Source organism: Maribacter antarcticus DSM 21422, assembly GCF_000621125.1.
Classification (GTDB): Bacteria; Bacteroidota; Bacteroidia; order Flavobacteriales; family Flavobacteriaceae; genus Maribacter; species Maribacter antarcticus.
On sequence record NZ_JHZC01000006.1, the window covers coordinates 264526 to 283522 of the forward strand.

The 18997-nt window shown below is 34.2% G+C and carries 17 protein-coding genes and 1 pseudogene; 4 read left to right on the top strand and 14 right to left on the bottom strand.

Annotated features, from left to right (window positions below; all coding sequences use genetic code 11):
* Positions 1 to 144: 144 nt before the first annotated feature.
* The 8 genes from Q360_RS0106385 to Q360_RS22565 all read right to left on the bottom strand — a co-directional run bounded on the left by Q360_RS0106385 (position 145) and on the right by Q360_RS22565 (position 8469).
* Entirely contained in the window at positions 145 to 1320 is a 1176-nt protein-coding gene (locus Q360_RS0106385) for a DmpA family aminopeptidase (RefSeq protein ID WP_027076348.1), read from the bottom strand.
* Positions 1321 to 1583: 263 nt separating this feature from the next.
* Positions 1584 to 2186, bottom strand: coding sequence for a DUF2306 domain-containing protein (locus Q360_RS22555; protein ID WP_051554598.1), 603 nt, complete (start codon positions 2184 to 2186; stop codon positions 1584 to 1586).
* A 124-nt stretch (positions 2187 to 2310) separates the two neighbouring features.
* Entirely contained in the window at positions 2311 to 2958 is a 648-nt protein-coding gene (locus tag Q360_RS24535; protein ID WP_169734632.1) for a LytR/AlgR family response regulator transcription factor, read from the bottom strand.
* A 364-nt stretch (positions 2959 to 3322) separates the two neighbouring features.
* Positions 3323 to 4336: an NAD-dependent epimerase/dehydratase family protein gene (locus Q360_RS0106400; RefSeq protein WP_027076350.1), complete on the bottom strand. Its 1014-nt coding sequence runs from the start codon at positions 4334 to 4336 to the stop codon at positions 3323 to 3325.
* Between the two features lie 61 nt (positions 4337 to 4397).
* Positions 4398 to 4967, bottom strand: a complete 570-nt coding sequence (locus Q360_RS0106405; protein WP_027076351.1) for a Crp/Fnr family transcriptional regulator — start codon at positions 4965 to 4967, stop codon at positions 4398 to 4400.
* A 100-nt stretch (positions 4968 to 5067) separates the two neighbouring features.
* On the bottom strand, positions 5068 to 5169 hold the full coding sequence (locus Q360_RS27360) for a YdeI/OmpD-associated family protein (RefSeq protein ID WP_084273377.1): 102 nt from the start codon (positions 5167 to 5169) through the stop codon (positions 5068 to 5070).
* Positions 5170 to 5385: 216 nt separating this feature from the next.
* On the bottom strand, positions 5386 to 6273 hold the full coding sequence (locus Q360_RS0106410; protein WP_027076352.1) for an endonuclease/exonuclease/phosphatase family protein: 888 nt from the start codon (positions 6271 to 6273) through the stop codon (positions 5386 to 5388).
* A 189-nt stretch (positions 6274 to 6462) separates the two neighbouring features.
* Positions 6463 to 8469, bottom strand: coding sequence for a serine hydrolase (locus tag Q360_RS22565; protein ID WP_051554599.1), 2007 nt, complete (start codon positions 8467 to 8469; stop codon positions 6463 to 6465).
* Positions 8470 to 8823: 354 nt separating this feature from the next.
* On the opposite strand from Q360_RS22565, the pseudogene Q360_RS22570 reads away from it, so the two are divergent.
* Positions 8824 to 9787 (top strand): annotated as a pseudogene (locus Q360_RS22570) (IS110 family transposase).
* Between the two features lie 124 nt (positions 9788 to 9911).
* Here the strand turns inward: Q360_RS22570 and Q360_RS24540 are convergent.
* The gene (locus Q360_RS24540; protein ID WP_027076354.1) at positions 9912 to 10670 is read right to left on the bottom strand and encodes a DUF6090 family protein; all 759 of its coding nucleotides are present in this window, start codon (positions 10668 to 10670) and stop codon (positions 9912 to 9914) included.
* A 588-nt stretch (positions 10671 to 11258) separates the two neighbouring features.
* Here Q360_RS24540 and Q360_RS27365 point away from each other — a divergent pair.
* Together Q360_RS27365 and Q360_RS0106435 are read left to right on the top strand one after the other, a co-directional pair.
* On the top strand, positions 11259 to 11447 hold the full coding sequence (locus tag Q360_RS27365) for an IS110 family transposase (RefSeq protein WP_027076355.1): 189 nt from the start codon (positions 11259 to 11261) through the stop codon (positions 11445 to 11447).
* A 36-nt stretch (positions 11448 to 11483) separates the two neighbouring features.
* Entirely contained in the window at positions 11484 to 11936 is a 453-nt protein-coding gene (locus Q360_RS0106435; protein ID WP_156950029.1) for a transposase, read from the top strand.
* 534 nt (positions 11937 to 12470) lie between these two features.
* Here the strand turns inward: Q360_RS0106435 and Q360_RS0106445 are convergent.
* Positions 12471 to 13817 (bottom strand): glucuronyl esterase domain-containing protein, encoded by a 1347-nt coding sequence (locus Q360_RS0106445; protein WP_156950030.1) that lies wholly within the window; start codon positions 13815 to 13817, stop codon positions 12471 to 12473.
* 898 nt (positions 13818 to 14715) lie between these two features.
* Here Q360_RS0106445 and Q360_RS0106455 point away from each other — a divergent pair.
* A complete protein-coding gene (locus Q360_RS0106455; protein WP_027076358.1) occupies positions 14716 to 15261 on the top strand; it encodes a hypothetical protein in 546 nt (181 codons plus the stop codon).
* 241 nt (positions 15262 to 15502) lie between these two features.
* Here Q360_RS0106455 and thiD read toward each other — a convergent pair whose 3' ends face one another.
* The 4 genes from thiD to thiM are packed head-to-tail and all read right to left on the bottom strand — an operon-like array spanning position 15503 to position 18363.
* A complete protein-coding gene (gene thiD / locus Q360_RS0106460) occupies positions 15503 to 16318 on the bottom strand; it encodes a bifunctional hydroxymethylpyrimidine kinase/phosphomethylpyrimidine kinase (RefSeq protein ID WP_027076359.1) in 816 nt (271 codons plus the stop codon).
* Positions 16306 to 16959, bottom strand: coding sequence for a thiaminase II (tenA, locus tag Q360_RS0106465; protein ID WP_027076360.1), 654 nt, complete (start codon positions 16957 to 16959; stop codon positions 16306 to 16308). The genes thiD and tenA overlap by 13 nt, the downstream gene beginning before the upstream one ends.
* Positions 16935 to 17579, bottom strand: coding sequence for a thiamine phosphate synthase (thiE, locus tag Q360_RS0106470; RefSeq protein ID WP_027076361.1), 645 nt, complete (start codon positions 17577 to 17579; stop codon positions 16935 to 16937). The genes tenA and thiE overlap by 25 nt, the downstream gene beginning before the upstream one ends.
* The gene (gene thiM / locus Q360_RS0106475; RefSeq protein ID WP_027076362.1) at positions 17572 to 18363 is read right to left on the bottom strand and encodes a hydroxyethylthiazole kinase; all 792 of its coding nucleotides are present in this window, start codon (positions 18361 to 18363) and stop codon (positions 17572 to 17574) included. Before thiM ends, thiE begins: the two co-directional genes overlap by 8 nt.
* Between the last annotated feature and the right edge of the window lie 634 nt (positions 18364 to 18997).

An 18997-nucleotide genomic window follows, 5' to 3' on the forward strand; every position in this document is an offset into this window, starting at 1 on the left:
TCTGTATTGCGAGTAAAGTAGTTGAAAATCAGCAATAAAAAAGCTCAAAGAATCATTGAAGTGAATCTGTGAGCCTAAAACACTAGTGTCTTGAATTAATGAAGAAAAGCGTTGTTTTTTACTTCAGTTCTTCGCTGTTCCACGTTATTGTTTTATTCGATTGTATTTTTTCAACGTTTCAATAAGTAAATCATGAGGTAAAGCATAAGCTTTATTTCCATTAACTCCTTCCATAGTTTCTGCAGCTACCATTGCATTAATAATCGCTTCCTCCACAGCCTGAACAGTTGCCTCAAAAACTGGCATCAGTTGGTCATTTGGCATTGATTCTACTATTGTCGTTTCATCACGGTTAAATGCTTGTTCATTAGCGGTTGAGAAGGCTAAAAAAATATCTCCAGAGCCATTGCTTCCTCGTCCGCCTACTATACCAATTCCTAATGGAATTCTTTGAGCAATTCTTTTTAATTGATGTGGTAAGAGAGGTGCATCTGTTGCTATAATAACTATTATTGAACCATCTCCTTCTTGTCTCCTTGATTTTGGTGGTGCATTAAATTTATAATTTAAAGTGTCTTTTAATTCAATTCCAACAGGTACACCTGCAATTGATAAGTTTCTCTTGGCTCCAAAATTTGATTGGACGATTGCTCCAACAGTATAAGTTGAATCCTTGACTTTAAAAACTCTTGAAGAAGTTCCAGTTCCACCTTTAAAACCCAAACACATCATTCCAGTTCCACCCCCAACATTTCCCTCAGCAATCTTTCCGCTTGATGTATTTTCAATAGCTTCCAGTACATGTTTTTCTTTAACGTGAAATCCATATATGTCATTAAGGAATCCATCGTAAGTTTCGGCAACTACTGGATAAGTGTACCACCAATCTTCTCCGCTATACCAATCCATATCTACATACCATTTCAATACTGCATCTCTAACAACACCAACACTATTTGTGTTAGTAATCATAATTGGTGTTTCCAAAAAGCCTGATTCAGTTACCCAAGTTGTACCTGTCATTTCACCATTACCATTAAGACTATACCAGTTGGCATAAACTGGGCTAAATTTTTTGGCTTTTCCTCTTGGAAATATCGCAGTAACTCCAGTTCTTATGGGTCCTTTACCTACAATGTTTTCTCCTTCTCCAGCAATAATAGTGCTATATCCTACTTCAACTCCGTTAACATCTGTAATAGCATTGAATTCTCCTGTTGTACCAACAAATGGAACTCCTAAATCTCTTGCTCTTGGTTTTTGTCCGTAAGATTGGAAACAAATGAATATTACTATAAAAGCTGTAAATATTTTTTTCATATTGGTTGGTTTTTAATATGCCACAACAGTCTTGTATAAGAATAGTAGGGCAGAAAATGAGCGAAAACCATTCGGTTGAACACAAGCCGAATTTTTAAATTTTCTTATACCCTATTTTTATTCAATAAGGCAAATTTAAAAATTTGTCGACTTTGCAAATGAGCTTTGTCCATTGGGTTAATCACTCATTTCCCTATTATTTTTTATACGTTGTTATCTGCCATATTTTTTAGATATTACTTCATAACTATGAATAAATATAATCAATTATCGACATAAGATCGTTTAAATAGAAAATATGCAATACCTAAATTAATTAGTGAAGGTAGCCAAGCAGAAAGTTGATAAATGGGAATAAACGGAACTTCTGTTAAAAGGGGAATGAGTAATAGGGTTCTTTGGGTAATGGCAGCAAAGGTCAATCCATAACTTAAAAACATCCATTTTTTATGTTTTAATACATCTCCAACTCTTATGGATGTTATAGCTTTTACGATAGTATAAATCCACATTAAGGATAGTATAGAAAAACCGACTGTAGTTATCCAACCACCCATAGCGAACTGGGCTATAATGAGACCAGATAAAGCACTTAAAAACACACTTATTGTATAGATGTATCCGATAATCCGATGGGTAGTTTTGTAATTGCACCTTATTTTTTTTATAAACTGAAAAGGACCAATACTAATAGCTACTATTCCTAAAAAAATGTGTGTTCTGAAAGTCAATAGGTACCAAAAGGTTTGGGCAATTTCTTTTCGTTTAAGTATACCTGCACTATCTGATTGAAAGTAATGTAGTGACATTATTACCATACTAATTGCACCAATAAATAAAAATACTGTGAATGCTGTTTTTCTCATACTTCAAATGTAATAGAGTGTTCTATTCCAAAATGTCGTATGTGCTGAATGTCAAAGTAATGGTTTGTATGTCAAACTAATCATCACTTAGTTTAACTATTAGGCTAGCCTAAGTATTTTATAATTACGGATTCTTTAAAAAAGATTGCTTAACAATAGGAATATACTTTCTAGATACAGGTACTATTTCTGATTGGTTTTTAAGCTCAAGCTTTAAACCTTGCGCATTTCCGGTTATACTTTCTACCTTTTTAAGGTTTACTAAATACGAGCGATGGCATCTTATTAAGCTAGAAGTTTTATCTAGTTGCTTTTCAAATGAAGAAAGTGTAATTCTATAAGTTACTTTTTTCAATGTGTTTTCAACTAAAACATACATATCAATATAGTTGCCGACTGCTATTGCATAATTAAAATCATTCTCGTTAAAAGAGATAGTTTCATTTTTTAAATCTGTTAAAATTTGGTGTCTAGTCTCTTCTGAATCCTTTAGAAATTCTTTTTTATTACTAAGAAGAATGTTAGATGCCTTATTCGTATTAAGTTTTACTTTTCGTTGATAATCAAGAAGTGTTATAAACGCTATAGGTATTCCGCCAAGCACAAATGTTCGACTTATAATCCACCAATAGTTATACCAGCTAAAAGATAATGAGTTTATATAATTTGTGTAAACTCCATTAAGGGTGGCTATTACAAATAAGATTACTAAATAAAATATCACTTGATGTCTTACTTTCCAATGCTTATCGGAAAATACTTTTGGAAGCAATAAAGGGAAAATGTATAAAAATAATACTAAAACAATGGTCGTAATACAGCCGAAGAAAAGCAATTTAAACACCTTATTCCTATTGGTAGACAAATTGATGTCAAAAGGCTCGAAAAACAACAAAAATAATCCTATAAATAACCCGAACAATATTGCAATAATCAAATTTCTTGAAACTGGGCTTGGTGCAGGATATTTCTGGATAAGTATTCTTAACATTGGATTTTTTAGTTTGCAGGTAACGTGTTGTGTATGGTAAGTTGCGTTGACTAGCAACTAAATTAGTATAAGAAAACGAACCAGAGGAAAATCCATAGGGTTTTCCGAGTAGACAGAGAGCTAGCAATTAATTATACACGGTGTTCTATGCCGTTTTTTTTATTTTCCAGTCCTTTTCTAGATAGTCCAAAGCATCTATTAATGCCTCTTTAGAAGGTTTCGGATTGAATCCTAATTCTTCCTTTGATTTTGTGATATCATAATCTTGTTTTAAGCCATAAAACATATCTAAGTAATGTCTTTGCAATTGTGGTTCTTTTCCTGATATTTTACTTGTAAATTCCATTAAACCTGCTACAGAGTATAATAAACATTTAGGGACTTTTTTGGGTGTCTTTAATTTTAATTCAGGGTATAATTCAGATGCTATTTTTACACTTTCTTGTAAAGTGGTATGCTGTTTGTTTGATAAAATGTAACGCTCTCCATTTTTACCTTTCAACATTGCTTTGTATGCTCCAAAAGCTACATCCTTTACATCTACCCAATTTAATGTGACATTTGTGTCTACTGGAATTTCTCCATTTAAAATTTGATAAACAAGGTTATTGCTATAACTTAATTTATAAGCTTCACTACCAATCATTGCAGAGGGTAAAATTAAAACAGTTCTGATTCCATATGTTTTTCCTAATTCAATTGCAAGTTTGTCAGAATCATTTTTAGAATTATAATACCAGTTTCTCCTGTCTTTATTATAGCCATTATCAACATTTGCAGGTAATTTTGTAAAGTCCAAAGATGCTACTGAACTTACGTATACAATATTTTTAATACCACATTCTTTTGCTATATCAAATACATTTTGAGTTCCATTTACGTTATTATCATAAATTTCAACTTTAGGGTTTTTAGCCCACATACTGAAATTTGCACCCACAGCATATAAGTTTGTTATTCCGTTAAAGGCTTTTTTTAGGGATTCTCTATCGGTATTATCTGCTTGTACTATTTCACAATCTAATCCTTTAAAAGGTTCTTTATTATTTATGTTTCTTGCAGTTGCTCTTACTTTTTGATTTTCAGAAAGCAATAATCTAACCAAGTTATTGCCTAAATGTCCATTTGCACCTGTTACTAATGAAATTTCGTTGCTCATATTTACGTTTTTTTGTTTGAGCAAATTTCAACAGTTTTTAGGGTATTAAAAATAACATTTGTTAGAAAGTGATTTGTTTTCGAATACGACTTAAAGATTGAGGTTTCATACCTAAGAAAGAAGCGATGTTATCTACAGAAACATTTAAAGCTAATTTTGGATGTTGATTTAGAAACTTTAGATAACGCTCTTTAGCTGTTAAAATTTGAAAATCTTTAACACGTTCTAATTTACAACTTAAGTGTTCATTGGTAACTGATTTCACAACATCACTCCAAAAGCTCGTCATTTCTTGCAACAGTTCAAAGTCAGGCTTAGAGATTTTTAACAATTTACAATCGGTAATCGTTTCGTAATAATCTAAGGCAGGTGTTTCGCTCATAAAACTATCTAATGACGTAAAAAAATCTTGTTCAGGCACTAGATGCTGAATTACTAATTTACCATCTATATTTTGATAACCTTTTACAATTCCGGTACTTAAAAAATAAACATAACGTTCAATTTTTCCTGCTTCTAAAAGTTTCGTTTGTGCTGGAACATTTACTGTAATAAAACATTTTTCAAGTAAACTAATATCATCATTAGTTATAGGAAAGCGTGATTCAATATAGTTTATTAGATTTTTCATTGGTGTGTATTGAAATGGTATAGAACGGTGTGTGTATGGCACGTGTCCCGCAGGACATGTTCTATACACGATATTGTAAGCCTTTTTTATTCTATCTAAATTATTTTAGTTTCAAATTATTACTTGCATTTTTTACGATTTCTAAAATCCTCTTTTGTCTTGTTTTTTTACTTTTTACAGTAACTACCCAATGCAATAAAATCTTTTTAACAGACTAACCTAGATAATCAAAGGATTCTATTGAGGCCTGAATACATCACAACTTTTTAGTAGCCTTTCGAATTTTTCTTCGTGATTTTTAATACTGAAAGTGATAATTTTTTGTCAAATATCCATTACATAAACGACTCAAAACATGAAATCACATCAGTTCTGTTTGTTTTTTAATTTACACTTTTTTGTTCTTTATAATTATTTTTTATTGGTCATTTAATTCAAACACGGCCATTACCGGGTAATGATCAGATAAGAGAGCAGCTTCTTCCTCATTATACACTAAAGAGTTCCTACATTTTTTTGCCAATTCGCGACTTACCATTATAAAATCAATTCGTCGTCTGTCCTTCTCTAACTCCGCATACGACTTGTACGCTTCTATTTTTGCCTTCGCTGGAAAAGTAAATCGGTCTTCTGACTTAACAAATCGTTGTGTTACATCAATTAAAGGGTTCGCTATAAAAGATGCCATTACACTGTAGTCAAATTCATTATCAAGTAAGTTAGTATAATCTTTATTCTTCAAATCACTCGCCCTTTTGTTTTTTAAGGCATCTGGATAGTCCAAATCTGTATCGCCATCAAAAGGAGATTGGGAATTGAAATCTCCCAAAACCATGAAATAATTATTGTTTATTGAAGCGATTTTTGAAAGAATTATTTTACTTTCCTTCGTTCTAAAATCACGATCTTTTGGACTCAAGTGCACAACAAAAAAATCGATACCAAAAGTTTCACAATGCAACATCCCATGCCAAAGATTTTCTGTTACTCTTTCTTTTAGAACAATTGGATTAACAGAAGTCAAACCTACTGAATGGCATTTGTCTTTAAGAATAATCGCATAGTTATGTCCCCATTTTTGCGCATCTTCAAGCAAGCTTTCTTTGGTATAACCACAAAGTTCTTGCAGTGCAACGACATCCGGTTTTTGGTCAACAAACCAGTCAATCACATTATTTTTACGTTCTACATCTTTTCTAAAATCAAACCCATTCCAAATATTATATGATATTACTTTTAAAGTTTTAGTTTGCGCGTGCAAGCCTGTACTCAAACAGCAAAGAGCTATTATCAAAATCTTTTTCATAATTATTTAAATTTCCAAATTTGTTTTTTTATTAGTGTTCAATTTGAGTCATTTTCTCCAATCTTCTTTGCCATAAGGTCAATAATTTTTAACACCTTTCAAACTCTATCTTGGAATTTTTACTAATGGCTTACAACGGTTAGTATAAGGCGCGTTTTAATGCGCTTTATACATTGCTGTGTGCAGTTTTTAATTTACTTTTTCAAAATATAGGTTTCGAACTCGACCATTAGATACTTTATAACCTGTTATCATATTGTTTTTATCTCTAATAAACACGACTTGTCCAAAAAACCAAGCTTCACCGTTAAACGTATCGTCCTTTATTGGATTCAAATTGAAGTCACTTAATCTGCTGTGTTTTGCAACTAAGCTATCATTGACAATCGTAAAACTGTATGTTGTAGATAATTCTTCACTATAGTATTCTCCAGAAAAATCTGATAGATTCACTGAAGTTTTGTCGAATGCATCAACGCGTGGCGCTTCCATTATTTGACCTCCTTGGTGAAGTTTGATGCGTTCAATATTCTTTCCAGCATTAGGAATAAATTCAATTTTTGCTTCCACTCCTTCGACCTTAAATTCTGTAGTTGATATTTGCGTCAATAAAACCTCTGATTGTCCTGTTGCTAATGCAGATAATTGACCTTTATTTAGGCTAATACTAATAATAAATCCAGGCTGTAATTCAAAATTACCAACATAGGTACTTAATACGTTTTCATCTATAGTTGCTGCTTCAGAGTTGCTTTCTACCTTAGCTTCTTCCTTTTTAAGTTCAATTTTAATTCTATCTTTTAGATAGATATCTACCACTTTATGCGCCATTCTACCTGAGTTGAATTCGGCTGAATTACTAAATACAACAACGGTAAGATTTTCGTCAGGAAAACGAGTTAGATAAGAGCGATAACCTGCATCTGCTCCTCCATGTTGTATTTCGTTCAACCCTTTGTATTTTCCTACAAATTGACCAAGTGCTCCTCCAAAAGTTTTTCCGTTATTTAGAATTGCAAGTGTATTCATATTATTAATTATAGTTGAATCTCCTACCGTCACATTTGAAAAATTCATTGACCAAAGGCTTAAATCTTCTACTGTGGTAAAAAGGCTAGTAGCTCCTACATTTGCATAATTTAAGACACTTTTTTTATATCCATTAGAACCAGAACTGTAAGAGTAAGCTCGATTCTTTACGATTTTCTCATGATCATCATAAAAAAGGGTGTTGTTCATTTTTAGTGGTTCAAAAATGTTTGCTTTGGTAAATTCGGCAAAAGACATATCAGAAATTCTAGCAACCACTTCAGCCAAAAGTGTAAACCCAGTATTACAATATGCATATTCATCGCCAGGATTAAAGTTTAGTTCCTTTTGCTTACTCACAAGTTTTAAAACGTGCTCTTTAGTAATGACGTCATCCATTCGCCAACCAGCCATCGATAATAAATTCCATTGATCTCTTAGTCCACTAGTATGAGAAGCTAAATGTTTTAATGTGATTGTTTTTCCAAAGTCAGGTACTTCGGGAATATATTTTCTAATATCATCATCTAAACTTAGCTTGCCTTGTTTTTCTAATAATAAAAGAGAGAAAACAGTAAATTGTTTCGATATTGAGGCAATATGAAATATTGAAGTAGGAGTTATAGGGATGTCGTATTCTAAATTAGCAATACCATAGCCTTTTTTATATATAATGACCCCATCTTTTACGATTGCAACCGCTGCTCCCGGAGTATTATTAGTATCCCATACAGTAAAAAGTTCGTCAACCTGTTCGTTTTGTTTGACTGCCTTTGGTTTTATGCTTTGTACAAACAATTCGTATTCGCCTGCATGATTATTATCGTCGATAGATTCAACTTCAATCAAGTACTCACCTTTTTTATCTGAAGCTATAGTGAATAATTCATACCCATTTCTATAATTGGGACTATCAAACTCTTCTAATTTTTCATTTAGAGTGTTATAGGTTGTGACCTTTAAATCAATACCATATTGCATTAACTTAAAAAATACAAATTGGTTTTTCTTTAAATTAATTGTGTATTGATGCTTTTCACTAGTATCGAATTTTGACGAAATCGGTTTGTCTCTAACTAGTGCACCTTTCTCAATTTGAGCTTGGATGGCACTTATTGGAGTAAATAGTAATAGTAGCAGTAATAATCTACTTAATGTCTGATTCATAGTTAGTAATTTTTAATTGCACACAACGGTTAGTATATGAAAAGGGGGCGGTTCGAAGCTCCGAAATTTCGGTTAAGCACAAAGTTTGATACAAGTCAAAAGCCTTGATTCTACTGTTATTCTGCCTAATTTTTATATACGTCTTAAGTTTGGTTCCTTAACTTTTAGGATATACATCAGAAAGAACCAAAGAGAGCATTAAGGGTACTATATACGGTGAAGCTTTAGACTTCGACAACATGGATAATTGGCTCTCTTTTACTACTTAGACCACGTTCAGTTCTGTGAGACTTTAGATCTCGTTTTCAAGTTGTTGTGAGCAGAAGTAGCTGGTTCTTTCATAAATCAATACGTATGAATAAATATAAGGAAACTTTCGGAGTCGACATCAGTAAAGGTGTCTTTGATGTACATGGTACTAACGTAGGACACGACCAGTATAAAAATGATGAATCTGGGTTTCGGAAGTTCCTTTAAGCGTTACCGGATACTTCATTGGTTGTTATGGAAGCTACGGGGTATTACCATTATCGTCTTGCACAGTTTCTTTACAAAAATGGGATTACGGTACCGGTTGTGAAACCCTTATCCGTAGAGCGTTTTATACAAATAGAAGTTGGCCAAGGTGAAAACGGACAAGAGCGATGCCAAGGACATTTGTGAATACGCCATAATAAACGAAGTAGCTCTTTATACCGCGCTTACTGAAGTTCAGCGTGAATATTTGCAGCTTTTTAGAGTACTTGATAGTTACTTAAAGAAACGAACGGCAACCAAGAACAAGAGGCATGGCGAGGAGGTGCTAGGGTTACCATCGAAATTTGTGTATCGCTCTTTAAAACGTAATCGAAAGCAGCTGGATAAAGGGCATTGAAGAGAAGCTTCTTTCTTTGGTAAAACAAGACCAGCAACATCAGCTGACCTTGCTAACTAGTATCCCTGGTATCGGAATCAGAACGGCTCTTTTTTTGATTGTTTGCACTGATGGTTTTAAGAAGTTCGAAACGGCATCTCAGCTATGCAGTTATGTTGGTATTACCCCAACGATACGGGAATCAGGTAGTAGAGTCAGAGGCCGTAGTAGAATTAGCAAGATTGGTAATAGAAAGCTGAGGAATCTATTGTTCTTATGTTCATTTAATGCCTATAAGCATAACAAAGCTTGCAAAGAGGTATATGAGCGAATCGTGAACAAGGGCAAGAGTAAGAAACTTGCCTTGAAACCGTATCGAACAAGTTGCTCAAGCAACGTTTTGCTATCGCAAAATCGGGTAGGCCTAACGATGAAACCTACGTTTCTGTATTACGAGTAAAGTAGTTAAAAACCATCAATGAAAAAGCTCAAAGAATCATTAAAGTGAATCTATGGGTCTAAAGTACTAGTGTCTAGAATTAATGAAGAAAAGAGTTGTTTTTTACCTCAGTTCTTTGTTTTGCGTTCGTTATTCTCGCAATTGTTCATCAATTTTAAGGATAATGTCTTCTGCTCTTTGTTTTGTTTTAGTTAAAATATTGTCTAAAAATCTTTTTCGATACAAACTCATTTTTATAGAATTTCTCATTTGAGGTTTATTTAATTGTTCTATAAAAACAGTTTTTCTATTTTCTTCGGTCTGCGCAAACCTTACGTCATTCTCCGTGTAAGTGAAATTTGTATAAATATCAATTTCAAAACCCATTGATAACCAAAGTGAACCATCTGTTGTGGTATCATCATCATCCCATTTTATAATTTTATGGTATGCATTAGCATCCAGAGTATAATAAGTATTGATGTCATTATATAGTTCGTTGAAATTATAAAAATCTGTTATTCCTACATTTATGACTTTTTCGTAGTTCTTATTGTTTATAACATAATAGAATGAATAATAGGGAAGGTTATTAAATAATTCATTTGCAGACAAAGTATCTAACTCGGTACTATTAAGCAATAATGTTGCATTTGCTATGACTTCTGGAATATCTTTAATGTTTTTAGAAAATTGCAACGTATCTGCCTGCATATCCAAACGGATGTTATGTAACAGGTTTCTAATAATCAATTTTTCTTTTCGTTCTTCGTTCCAATTGTTGATACTTAACGCGAGTAGAATTCCAATAACAACAAGAACTATTTCTCCAATGGCATATTTAAGATACTTTCCAGTTTTTCCTTGGGAAAGTAAATTCTGTCTAATTTTTCTGAAGAATTTTATCATTGGTTAGCGGTTTGTCATAATGAAGCACAACGTCTAGGCTCGTATGTTTGGTTATAAGTTTGAAGATAAGATATTTAGAATAATAAAAGAGTAGATAAATAAGAGTGATTTCGAGGTTCGGCTAGATGCTTGAGAAAGATATCGCTTCATAGTTTTAATGCTCTTTCCAAGCTAATGTTTTAAACATTAGCTTGGATAATTAACAATAAGCTTAGATAGAAGGGATAGCGAGTTTTCAGCTAGATACACATACAGCGTGATATCGTTTCATAGAATCCACGGCCTTCTATAATTTTCTTGGAATCCGGATAGGACCTAAATCCTGATTACAGACATCGAATCAAACGCGAGCAAGGATGATAAAGAAAATTACAGCTTTTAAAAACCATGATATGGAAAGCATTTAAAACAAAGTTTAGGTATTGATGTTTCAAAGTCGAGTTTATCATTGTGCCTAGGCTTTCTAACAGAAAGGCTAGATAAGGAATTCCTTGCACATTCAAATCTGATCAATGATTACTCAGGTTACGAAGCGCTTTTGAAATGGTTAAAGAAATCGGTAGATAGTAGTATTGACTTTTGGTGGTTATGGAAGCTACGGGAGTCTATCATCAAGTCATCGCCCATTATCTGTATTCACAGGGTTATGCCGTTTGTGTAATGCAATCAGGTCGTGTAACACGCTATGCCCAGAGTTTGGACCAAACTTCGAAGACAGACGCTTTGGAAAGTAAAATACTCAGCATGCTCGGTCTTGAACGGACCATTCGTCTTTGACGGCCACCAAGTAAAGAGTTACAAGAATTAAAAGGATTGAATAGGGGGCGTAGTTCTTTATTGAAAGATAGGACTACGGAGACCAGTCGTCAAGGAGCTATTGACTCAAGTGTTTATAGCAATACAAAAGCCTTGAAACGACATAAGAATAGATTGAGACTTCTTACAGCTCAGATAGCAATTATAGAAGAAGAGATGCAAGAACTGATATCTGAAAATGCGGACTTAGAAAGAAAGATTGGGTTTATGATGAGTATCCCTGGTATATCTTTTATCTCAGCGGCTACGGTAATAGGAGGGACCTTAGGGTTTGAATCTATAGTGAACACAAAACAACTGGCTAGTTATGCAGGTTACGATATTGTACTAAGAATGTCCGGTAATTTTAAAGGCAAAACCAGAATTAGCAAAAGGGGGAACATTCACATCAGCGCAGTTTTACATATGCCCTCTATGATCTGTGTGCGCTGTAATCCAACATTAAAGTAATTCTATAATAGACTTAAGCCAAATAAAGCAAAGCCCTTAGTGGCCTTAATCGCAGTTCAAAGAAAGTTTTGATATTGATGTACACACTGTGGAAGAATGAAGAAGTTTATGACGCAAAGTTTGAAAAAAAAAAGCATCAAAATCATGAAGCCTTTGCTGCGCGGGTTAACAACTTGATAAATCAACTTGCTTCCTAAATTTTTTAAAGAAAAAGCTCGCTTTTTAACACAGTACCTATGGTTAGTACGGGAATGTAGAGCACTGAACTTCCGAACTGGCTCTTAGCCAAAACTTTTTATTTTGTTTATCTTTTATTTTTGAAGCCAAATCAAAAGATTTTGTGGGCTTCATAAAAATATGCAGACCTTTCGATTTAGCCTGAAGTCCGTATTGTTTTTGGGTTTTGTTGTGCTTAGTTATTTTTCCTTTCTGCTATCTTATCTTTCAATTCATCTTGTTTTTTTGAAGAGTTCTTTGTTTTGAAAAACTTCTTCACCAGTATAACACTTTATTTCTTTTCCGTCTTTTCCAATCCTATTTATAAACTTCTTCCACACTCCTAGGTTCAATATTCAAAAAATGATATTCTATAAATTTCATATATTGTTCCCAATCATATAATTCAAGTCCATGCACACCTGAGCGAACGTGGAATCCAATCGTGCTTTTAATAATTGGTTGGTTAATCGCAGGTTGTTTCTCAGATGTAAATGCCACATCTTTTTTGTAAAGCTGATACGAAGGGGCTGCATTGTACGTTCCAATCCATTGTCCTTTCTGGTCGGCCCATAAATCGTGTTGCGCATTACTAACATAAAAGGGACGTGGTGCCATTGTAGCTAATAATGAATGCTGGTCGACAGGCAAAGCGTGTACATCTTTGGCGTATTTATTTGCATTTCTGCAAATCCAGGTTGGCAGGTAATCGCACATGTTTTGTAAGGTTTCGCCATATTCACGGCGCCATATTGCATCAGCTCCGTGCCCTGCTGCTGCCAGAAGTGTCATTCCAAAACGTTTGTCTGTTACTGCGGCCCAGAGAGCGACTTTCCCACTAATGGAGCAGCCGAGTGTTGCTACCTGGCTTTCCTGTACATCTTTATCTGTTTCCAAATAATCCATTCCGGCGCTTAAAGCATAAGCCCAGATTGCAATCATTCCCCACTCATTTTCTTTTGTAAATTCCTGTCCATTTTTAAAATAAAGATTTGAAATTCCGCCATTTACTTTTCCTTCCTTATTTTCATTGTCGATTCCAAATGCCCGGTAATCAACAGTTGCAACACCAATTCCGCGGCTCATTAACTGATGTAAAGGAATTCCATTTCCGGTTTTACCGTAACTCTGCGGACTGTTTAATTTTAGGTTTTTTCGTTTGATGTCATCGCCATTTGCCAGTAGAATTACCGGAACTTTGTCTTTGGAATTGGTCGGAACAAAAAGTACAAGAGGTAGGGTAATTTTTCCAATTTCATTTTCAAAAGTTATTAGCACATCTTTTCTGGTGCATAAACCATTAAAAATGGTTTGGTCCTCAGAAATTAGTTTAAACGATTTTTTAATGGGGCTTGAAGGTGTGGGTACTTCACCAAACATATTTTGGGTAAAAAAATCAACGATTTCCGGTCTTCTAAATTTTTCCCAATCTTCAACCGTTTTTATACTTTTCCCTTCAAACGAGGAAAGCACATTGGGTAGGTCGTACTCCGGTACTTTGGATTCGTCATAATTCGCTTTGAGGTATTTTCCTTCGTAAGTTTGGGCAGCAACATTGCATGAAACAAATGCAACTAAAGCAAGTATTAAAAGTTTATTCATCATGTATTTCATTATTAAATTCTCCGCTTTTGAGTCGTTTTCGAAGAGTTGTATCTTCTTCACCTCGAGATTTTATAATTTAATTTCCATTGCAATAGTCATTCGAAAGCCTTTCATAGTTTTTTGAATATTCTTCCTTTTCCACCCTAAATATTTTCTTGATAAATTTCATTCTTTGCAATGAAGCGCAACGCCAAAGCTATAGGTAGTGCGGGAGCAGAGTAGTACCCATTTTCCTCACTTAACACTTAGCTAAAGCAGTTTTTTTGTATTTATTTTTGTTTTAAATGCCAAATCAAACTGTTTTGGCCGACCTCCTAAAAATACGCAAACCTTTTGATATTGCCCAACCCCCGCATTACGTATAGGTTTTATTAGCGGTTTTATGTAACCCGAACCAAACGCTAAAAGACAAGCCATTCCTGTATTGCCCGTAGATTTTACCGCTTATAACATGCAGCGATACACCTAAGTAGACATAAAAAAAATTAAGAACCATAGTACTTTTACAAATGCCGGCAAGCCATAAGTCCGTCCGCATATCGATTGCGCAACAGTTGCGTTGTGACGGCAAAAGGGAAGACCTCGAAAGTTGCTCTATTTTTAAACGCTAAGCCACACTTAAAAGAGAAACCAATGAAACTGGTACCGTAGATTTTATGTTGCTCTGATAAACGTTCTGTTTGCAAAATGAGTAGGTCCTTTATAGGGTAAGCAGCAAAAAAGGGAAAGCCCCGAAGATTATCTTACTTCTTACCACATATTACCGCTAACGTAATGTGTATGGTTAGTTGCGTGTCATCTAATAAAAGGAATCCGAACGTTAGGGAAATCCGTATAATTTTCTGCGTACACACAGACCAAGCAATTGATTATACACGTTGTTAGCTTTACGTGCTTAATTTTTTAAGAATAGTAATATTTTTACTAAATCGTTAAAAAATCAAACTGAAATAAAGGTATGGCTAAGAAAATTAGGTGGCATTCTGAAAGAATACTAAGTCTATCGGCGATGACTATCAGCTTCTTCACCCTAATAATGTTTACCTATCAAACCAATTTGATGAGCCAGCAGAATTATTTGGCCATCCTGCCGTATGTATCAATTTCAACCGCTAACAATCCGGTTGATAACACATTTAGTCTTTCAATTGATAATTTTGGTGTTGGTCCTGCAATTATTGAAAGTATTATGGCTAAGCATAAAGGGGAATCCTTCGATTTATCCGATTTTAATGACGAAGTGTTGAAATTTCTTAAAACCAGAGGACCTGAATTAGATAGTTTAAAGGTTATATCTAATTCAACACTAGACAAAGGCTTGGCGATTCCTGTTAACGCTTCATATAATATTATGGAGGTCAAGAATTCTCAAAAGGACTATCAGTTGCTTACAAATAGTTTAAATAAATTGTTGGAAGATGGATTTTATTTTGAGATCATTTATAAATCCATTCAAAACGAGCGCTGGATGATTACCAACAATACTCAAGGACCTAAAAATTAGAATAAAAACCAAATACTTATTAGAATTAGCTGCATTAAAGGTTACGTCTCAGTACCTATGGTTAGTACGGGAATTAAAAGTAATGAGCTTTCGATGAAGCGCTTTGTCAAAACTTTTTGTTTTGTTTTATCTTTTTTATTCATAAACCTAAATCAAAATGATTTGGCGGACTTGGTTTAAAACTCTAATCTTTGCGATAACCGTCAAAACCCCTATTAATTATAGCTATTGTTGTAACCAGTTATTTTAATCCAAAATGGTTGATAGGACCATTTCCTTTACCTAAAATTTTCATTTCTCCTTGCGTTATGGCTCGATTTATATAATGACATCCTTTTTTTACTGCGTCTTCTAAATTATATCCCAAACTCAAAAAAGCAGCGATACTTGATGATAAGCTACAGCCAGTTCCATGTGTGTTTTTAGTATTTACCCAAGGGTTTTTTATTGTTATTATCTCATCATTTTCATACACGTATAGTGTGTCGGTAATTTGGTTTTCGTGGGAACCTATATGTCCTCCTTTTAACAAAACAGATGTATGGTATAGTCGCCCAATTTCACTTGCTGAATTTTTTAGGTTCTTTAATTCTATTGGATGTCCAATTAACAGCTCTGCTTCGGGAATGTTCGGCGTTATTAAACGCGCCTTGGGCAGAAAATCTTTTAAAGAAGAAATAGCATCGCTTACGATAAGATTATCTCCTGAGGTAGCTACCATTACAGGATCTAGTACAATGTTATTGATGCTGTATTGCGCCAATTTATTGGCAACAGTCTCAATCACTTCAGAGGAATGTAGCATTCCAATTTTTATGGCACCAAACGCTATATCGCTTAATACGGCATCCAATTGTTTTTCTAGATGAACAATAGGAATCGGATGTATATCAAAGATCCCTTGTGTGTTTTGTGCTGTAGTAGCGGTAATTACAGAGGCAGCGAAAACACCACAGGCACTAATACTTTTTATATCCGCTTGAATCCCGGCACAACCGCCAGAATCACTTCCAGCAATAGTTAATACAGCGCAATAGCGAGTTTTTAAATTTTCCATGTTTCTTTGTTATACGCGCTATCCCAAAATAGCCATTCTAATTTTGATGTTTTTATAAAGGCTACATCCATTTTCTTCAATACTTCCTCTGGTACTTTTTCAGCATGCCTATTCGTAATTTCTATTGCACTGCTTACAGCATTTGCAAACTCTTCACTTGCATAGGTTTGTATCCAGTTTTGGTAAGGATTATTGTCTTTGTTTGTTTGATTGGCTAGTATGTAATCTCCTATTTCTTTGTAAATGGTAAAACAAGGTAGTATCACGGCCAATCCTTCTTCTAGACTATGATTGTTTACAATACGTGACATATAACCGGTATAGAGCTCGCAACTTGGTGAAGGTTCGGTATTGAAATCTTTTTTATCAAGAAAAATTTGATGCAATTCGTCTTCAACATCGATAATCCCAGAAGCAGCATCCAGAAAAAAGCGAGTATCTTTTGCTTCTGCGCATTTAATACTTAATTGCGCTAGTGTTTTTTTGTATTCTGAAAGGTACAAAGAGTCTTGATTGACATAAAACTGAAATACTTCTTTAGAGAGTGTTCCATCCATTAATTTAATGATAAAGGGATGTTCTTTTATTTTTGCAAGTATCGGTTCTGTTTTTATTGTTACTGTATGAAACCAGTTTGACATATTATTTCTTTTAAATTTTTAGTTTCTTTTTCAGGATATTTGGCTTTAGAAATAGCAGATATTACCGCTACCCCATTAGCTCCATTTTTTATAATATCTGCAGCATTCTTTTGATGTATTCCTCCGATACAGACAATAGGTTTCGAAAACAATGGCCTAATCATTTTAAGTCCTTTAATACCTAAAGAAGGAGCTAAATCCGATTTTTTGGTAGATGTATTAAAAATAGGAGAGATACCGATATAATCTACTTTCAAGTTCTCGGCCTCAATTGCTTGTTCCCTTTTACTTACCGATAGTCCTATTATTTTGGTAGCACCTAATAATTCTCTGGCTTTACTGTAAGGCATATCTGTTTGTCCAATATGCACACCATCCGCTTCTACAGCTAGGGCAATGTCTATTCGGTCATTAATAATTAACGGAACACGATAAGCATAGCAAAGTGCTTTAGCTTTTAATGCACGGTTGTAAAAAGAAATCGTATTGCAAGATTTTTCTCTAAGTTGAATAATAGACGCACCACCTTTTAGCGCATCTTCCAGAATCTTGAAAAATGCAGTATCGTCTGTGATACTATCGTCAGTCACATATACCAAAGAGTAATCTACCCTATACATTTAGTTTTATTTTATCCTTAATGATATCGCCAGTTACTAAATACAAGCTATCTAAAAAATTAACTTGGAAACTACCAGGGCCTTTTGATAATTCGGCAGCCATATCTCCAGCTATTCCCATAATTGCCATAGCAGTGGTGCAAGCCAAATGAACATCAGATTCAATCGCAATACAAGCTCCAATAATAGAAGTTGCGGAGCATCCCATTCCTGTTACTTTTGGCATTAAAGTACTCCCATTAGAGATTGTGCTAATTTTATCTCCAGTAATAATGTGATCTACTGCACCACTTACAACAACCGTAGTGTTTAGTTTTTTTGAGAATTCGATAGCTCCCGAAACAGCATCTTCAGCTAGCATGGTGCTATCCACACCTTTTGTACTACTTGCTTGCTGTGCCAATACCATAATTTCTGAAGCATTTCCTCTGATTACATTTGGAGTAGCTGTTGCTATAATTTTTAGAGCAGTTGCTGTTCTGTATTTTGATGCGCCTACACCTACAGGATCAAAAACAAAAGGAGTATTTATCTCTTTTGCTTTCTTTACGGCTAAGAGCATGCTATCTACCCATTTTTCACTCAATGTTCCCATGTTAATTACCAAAGAAGAAGAAATGGTAACAATGTCTTCAATCTCTTCTGTGGCATGTGCCATAACAGGTGAAGCGCCTATTGCTAACAAAGCATTTGCTGTAGAATTCATTACAACATAGTTGGTAATGTTATGTACGAGTGGGCTTTTAATTCTGATATTATTTAATGTTTTCGCTATATCGTTCATTTTTCTTGTAATTGGTTACAACGTTTAGTCTATGAAGCATAGTAGCCCTCAGGGTGCTATGATTTCATATACAGTGCTATGCACTTCTTTTATTCATATTCAAATTTCGTGTATTTATATTGGATTTTCTCAAAATCACTAGGTATTTGGTCGAACTTATTATTCTTTTTATCACTCCCAAAACGACAAAAGACTCTCTTAACGCTATTGTTCTTCAAAACTGGCAGTAGATTCTTCGGTTGTTGATTCTGAGCTAAAACATAAATGAATTCCTTAAGATTAGGCGTAAATTCTAAAGAGTCCAAGTTTGCAAGTCCCTTTAAATTTTCAAAATAAATTCGCCTCAAGCTTTTGAGTCTTGAAGTATCAGGTGTTTTTGTCACTTGTTTTACAGATTGAATAAATAGATGTTGGAGTGACTCTAAGTTTGTTATAAATGACAAGTCACTTAATCCTCTAATTTGCCAAAGCTCAAGATACTTTAATGTTGGTAAAGTCTTTAGGGCATCAAATTTCTTAATTCCTCCGAGTTTGATATCAACAGACCATAAATCTTTTTACCTGAAAGAACTTCTAGACTGGATGTTGTAATTGATCTTAAAACTATCTGCTTAAGGCATTTTAAACTCGAAAT

Excerpts from the sequence above, each read along its gene's own strand:
- thiD (WP_027076359.1), bottom strand. The coding sequence starts at position 16,318 with ATGGAAAATTTAAAAACTCGCTATTGCGCTGTATTAACTATTGCTGGA.
- Q360_RS0106410 (WP_027076352.1), bottom strand. The coding sequence starts at position 6,273 with ATGAAAAAGATTTTGATAATAGCTCTTTGCTGTTTGAGTACAGGCTTG.
- Q360_RS0106405 (WP_027076351.1), bottom strand. The coding sequence starts at position 4,967 with ATGAAAAATCTAATAAACTATATTGAATCACGCTTTCCTATAACTAAT.
- Q360_RS0106385 (WP_027076348.1), bottom strand. The coding sequence starts at position 1,320 with ATGAAAAAAATATTTACAGCTTTTATAGTAATATTCATTTGTTTCCAA.
- Q360_RS0106400 (WP_027076350.1), bottom strand. The coding sequence starts at position 4,336 with ATGAGCAACGAAATTTCATTAGTAACAGGTGCAAATGGACATTTAGGC.
- Q360_RS24540 (WP_027076354.1), bottom strand. The coding sequence starts at position 10,670 with ATGATAAAATTCTTCAGAAAAATTAGACAGAATTTACTTTCCCAAGGA.
- Q360_RS0106455 (WP_027076358.1), top strand. The coding sequence starts at position 14,716 with ATGGCTAAGAAAATTAGGTGGCATTCTGAAAGAATACTAAGTCTATCG.
- Q360_RS22565 (WP_051554599.1), bottom strand. The coding sequence starts at position 8,469 with ATGAATCAGACATTAAGTAGATTATTACTGCTACTATTACTATTTACT.
- thiE (WP_027076361.1), bottom strand. The coding sequence starts at position 17,579 with ATGTATAGGGTAGATTACTCTTTGGTATATGTGACTGACGATAGTATC.
- Q360_RS27365 (WP_027076355.1), top strand. The coding sequence starts at position 11,259 with ATGGAAGCTACGGGAGTCTATCATCAAGTCATCGCCCATTATCTGTAT.
- thiM (WP_027076362.1), bottom strand. The coding sequence starts at position 18,363 with ATGAACGATATAGCGAAAACATTAAATAATATCAGAATTAAAAGCCCA.
- Q360_RS22555 (WP_051554598.1), bottom strand. The coding sequence starts at position 2,186 with ATGAGAAAAACAGCATTCACAGTATTTTTATTTATTGGTGCAATTAGT.
- tenA (WP_027076360.1), bottom strand. The coding sequence starts at position 16,959 with ATGTCAAACTGGTTTCATACAGTAACAATAAAAACAGAACCGATACTT.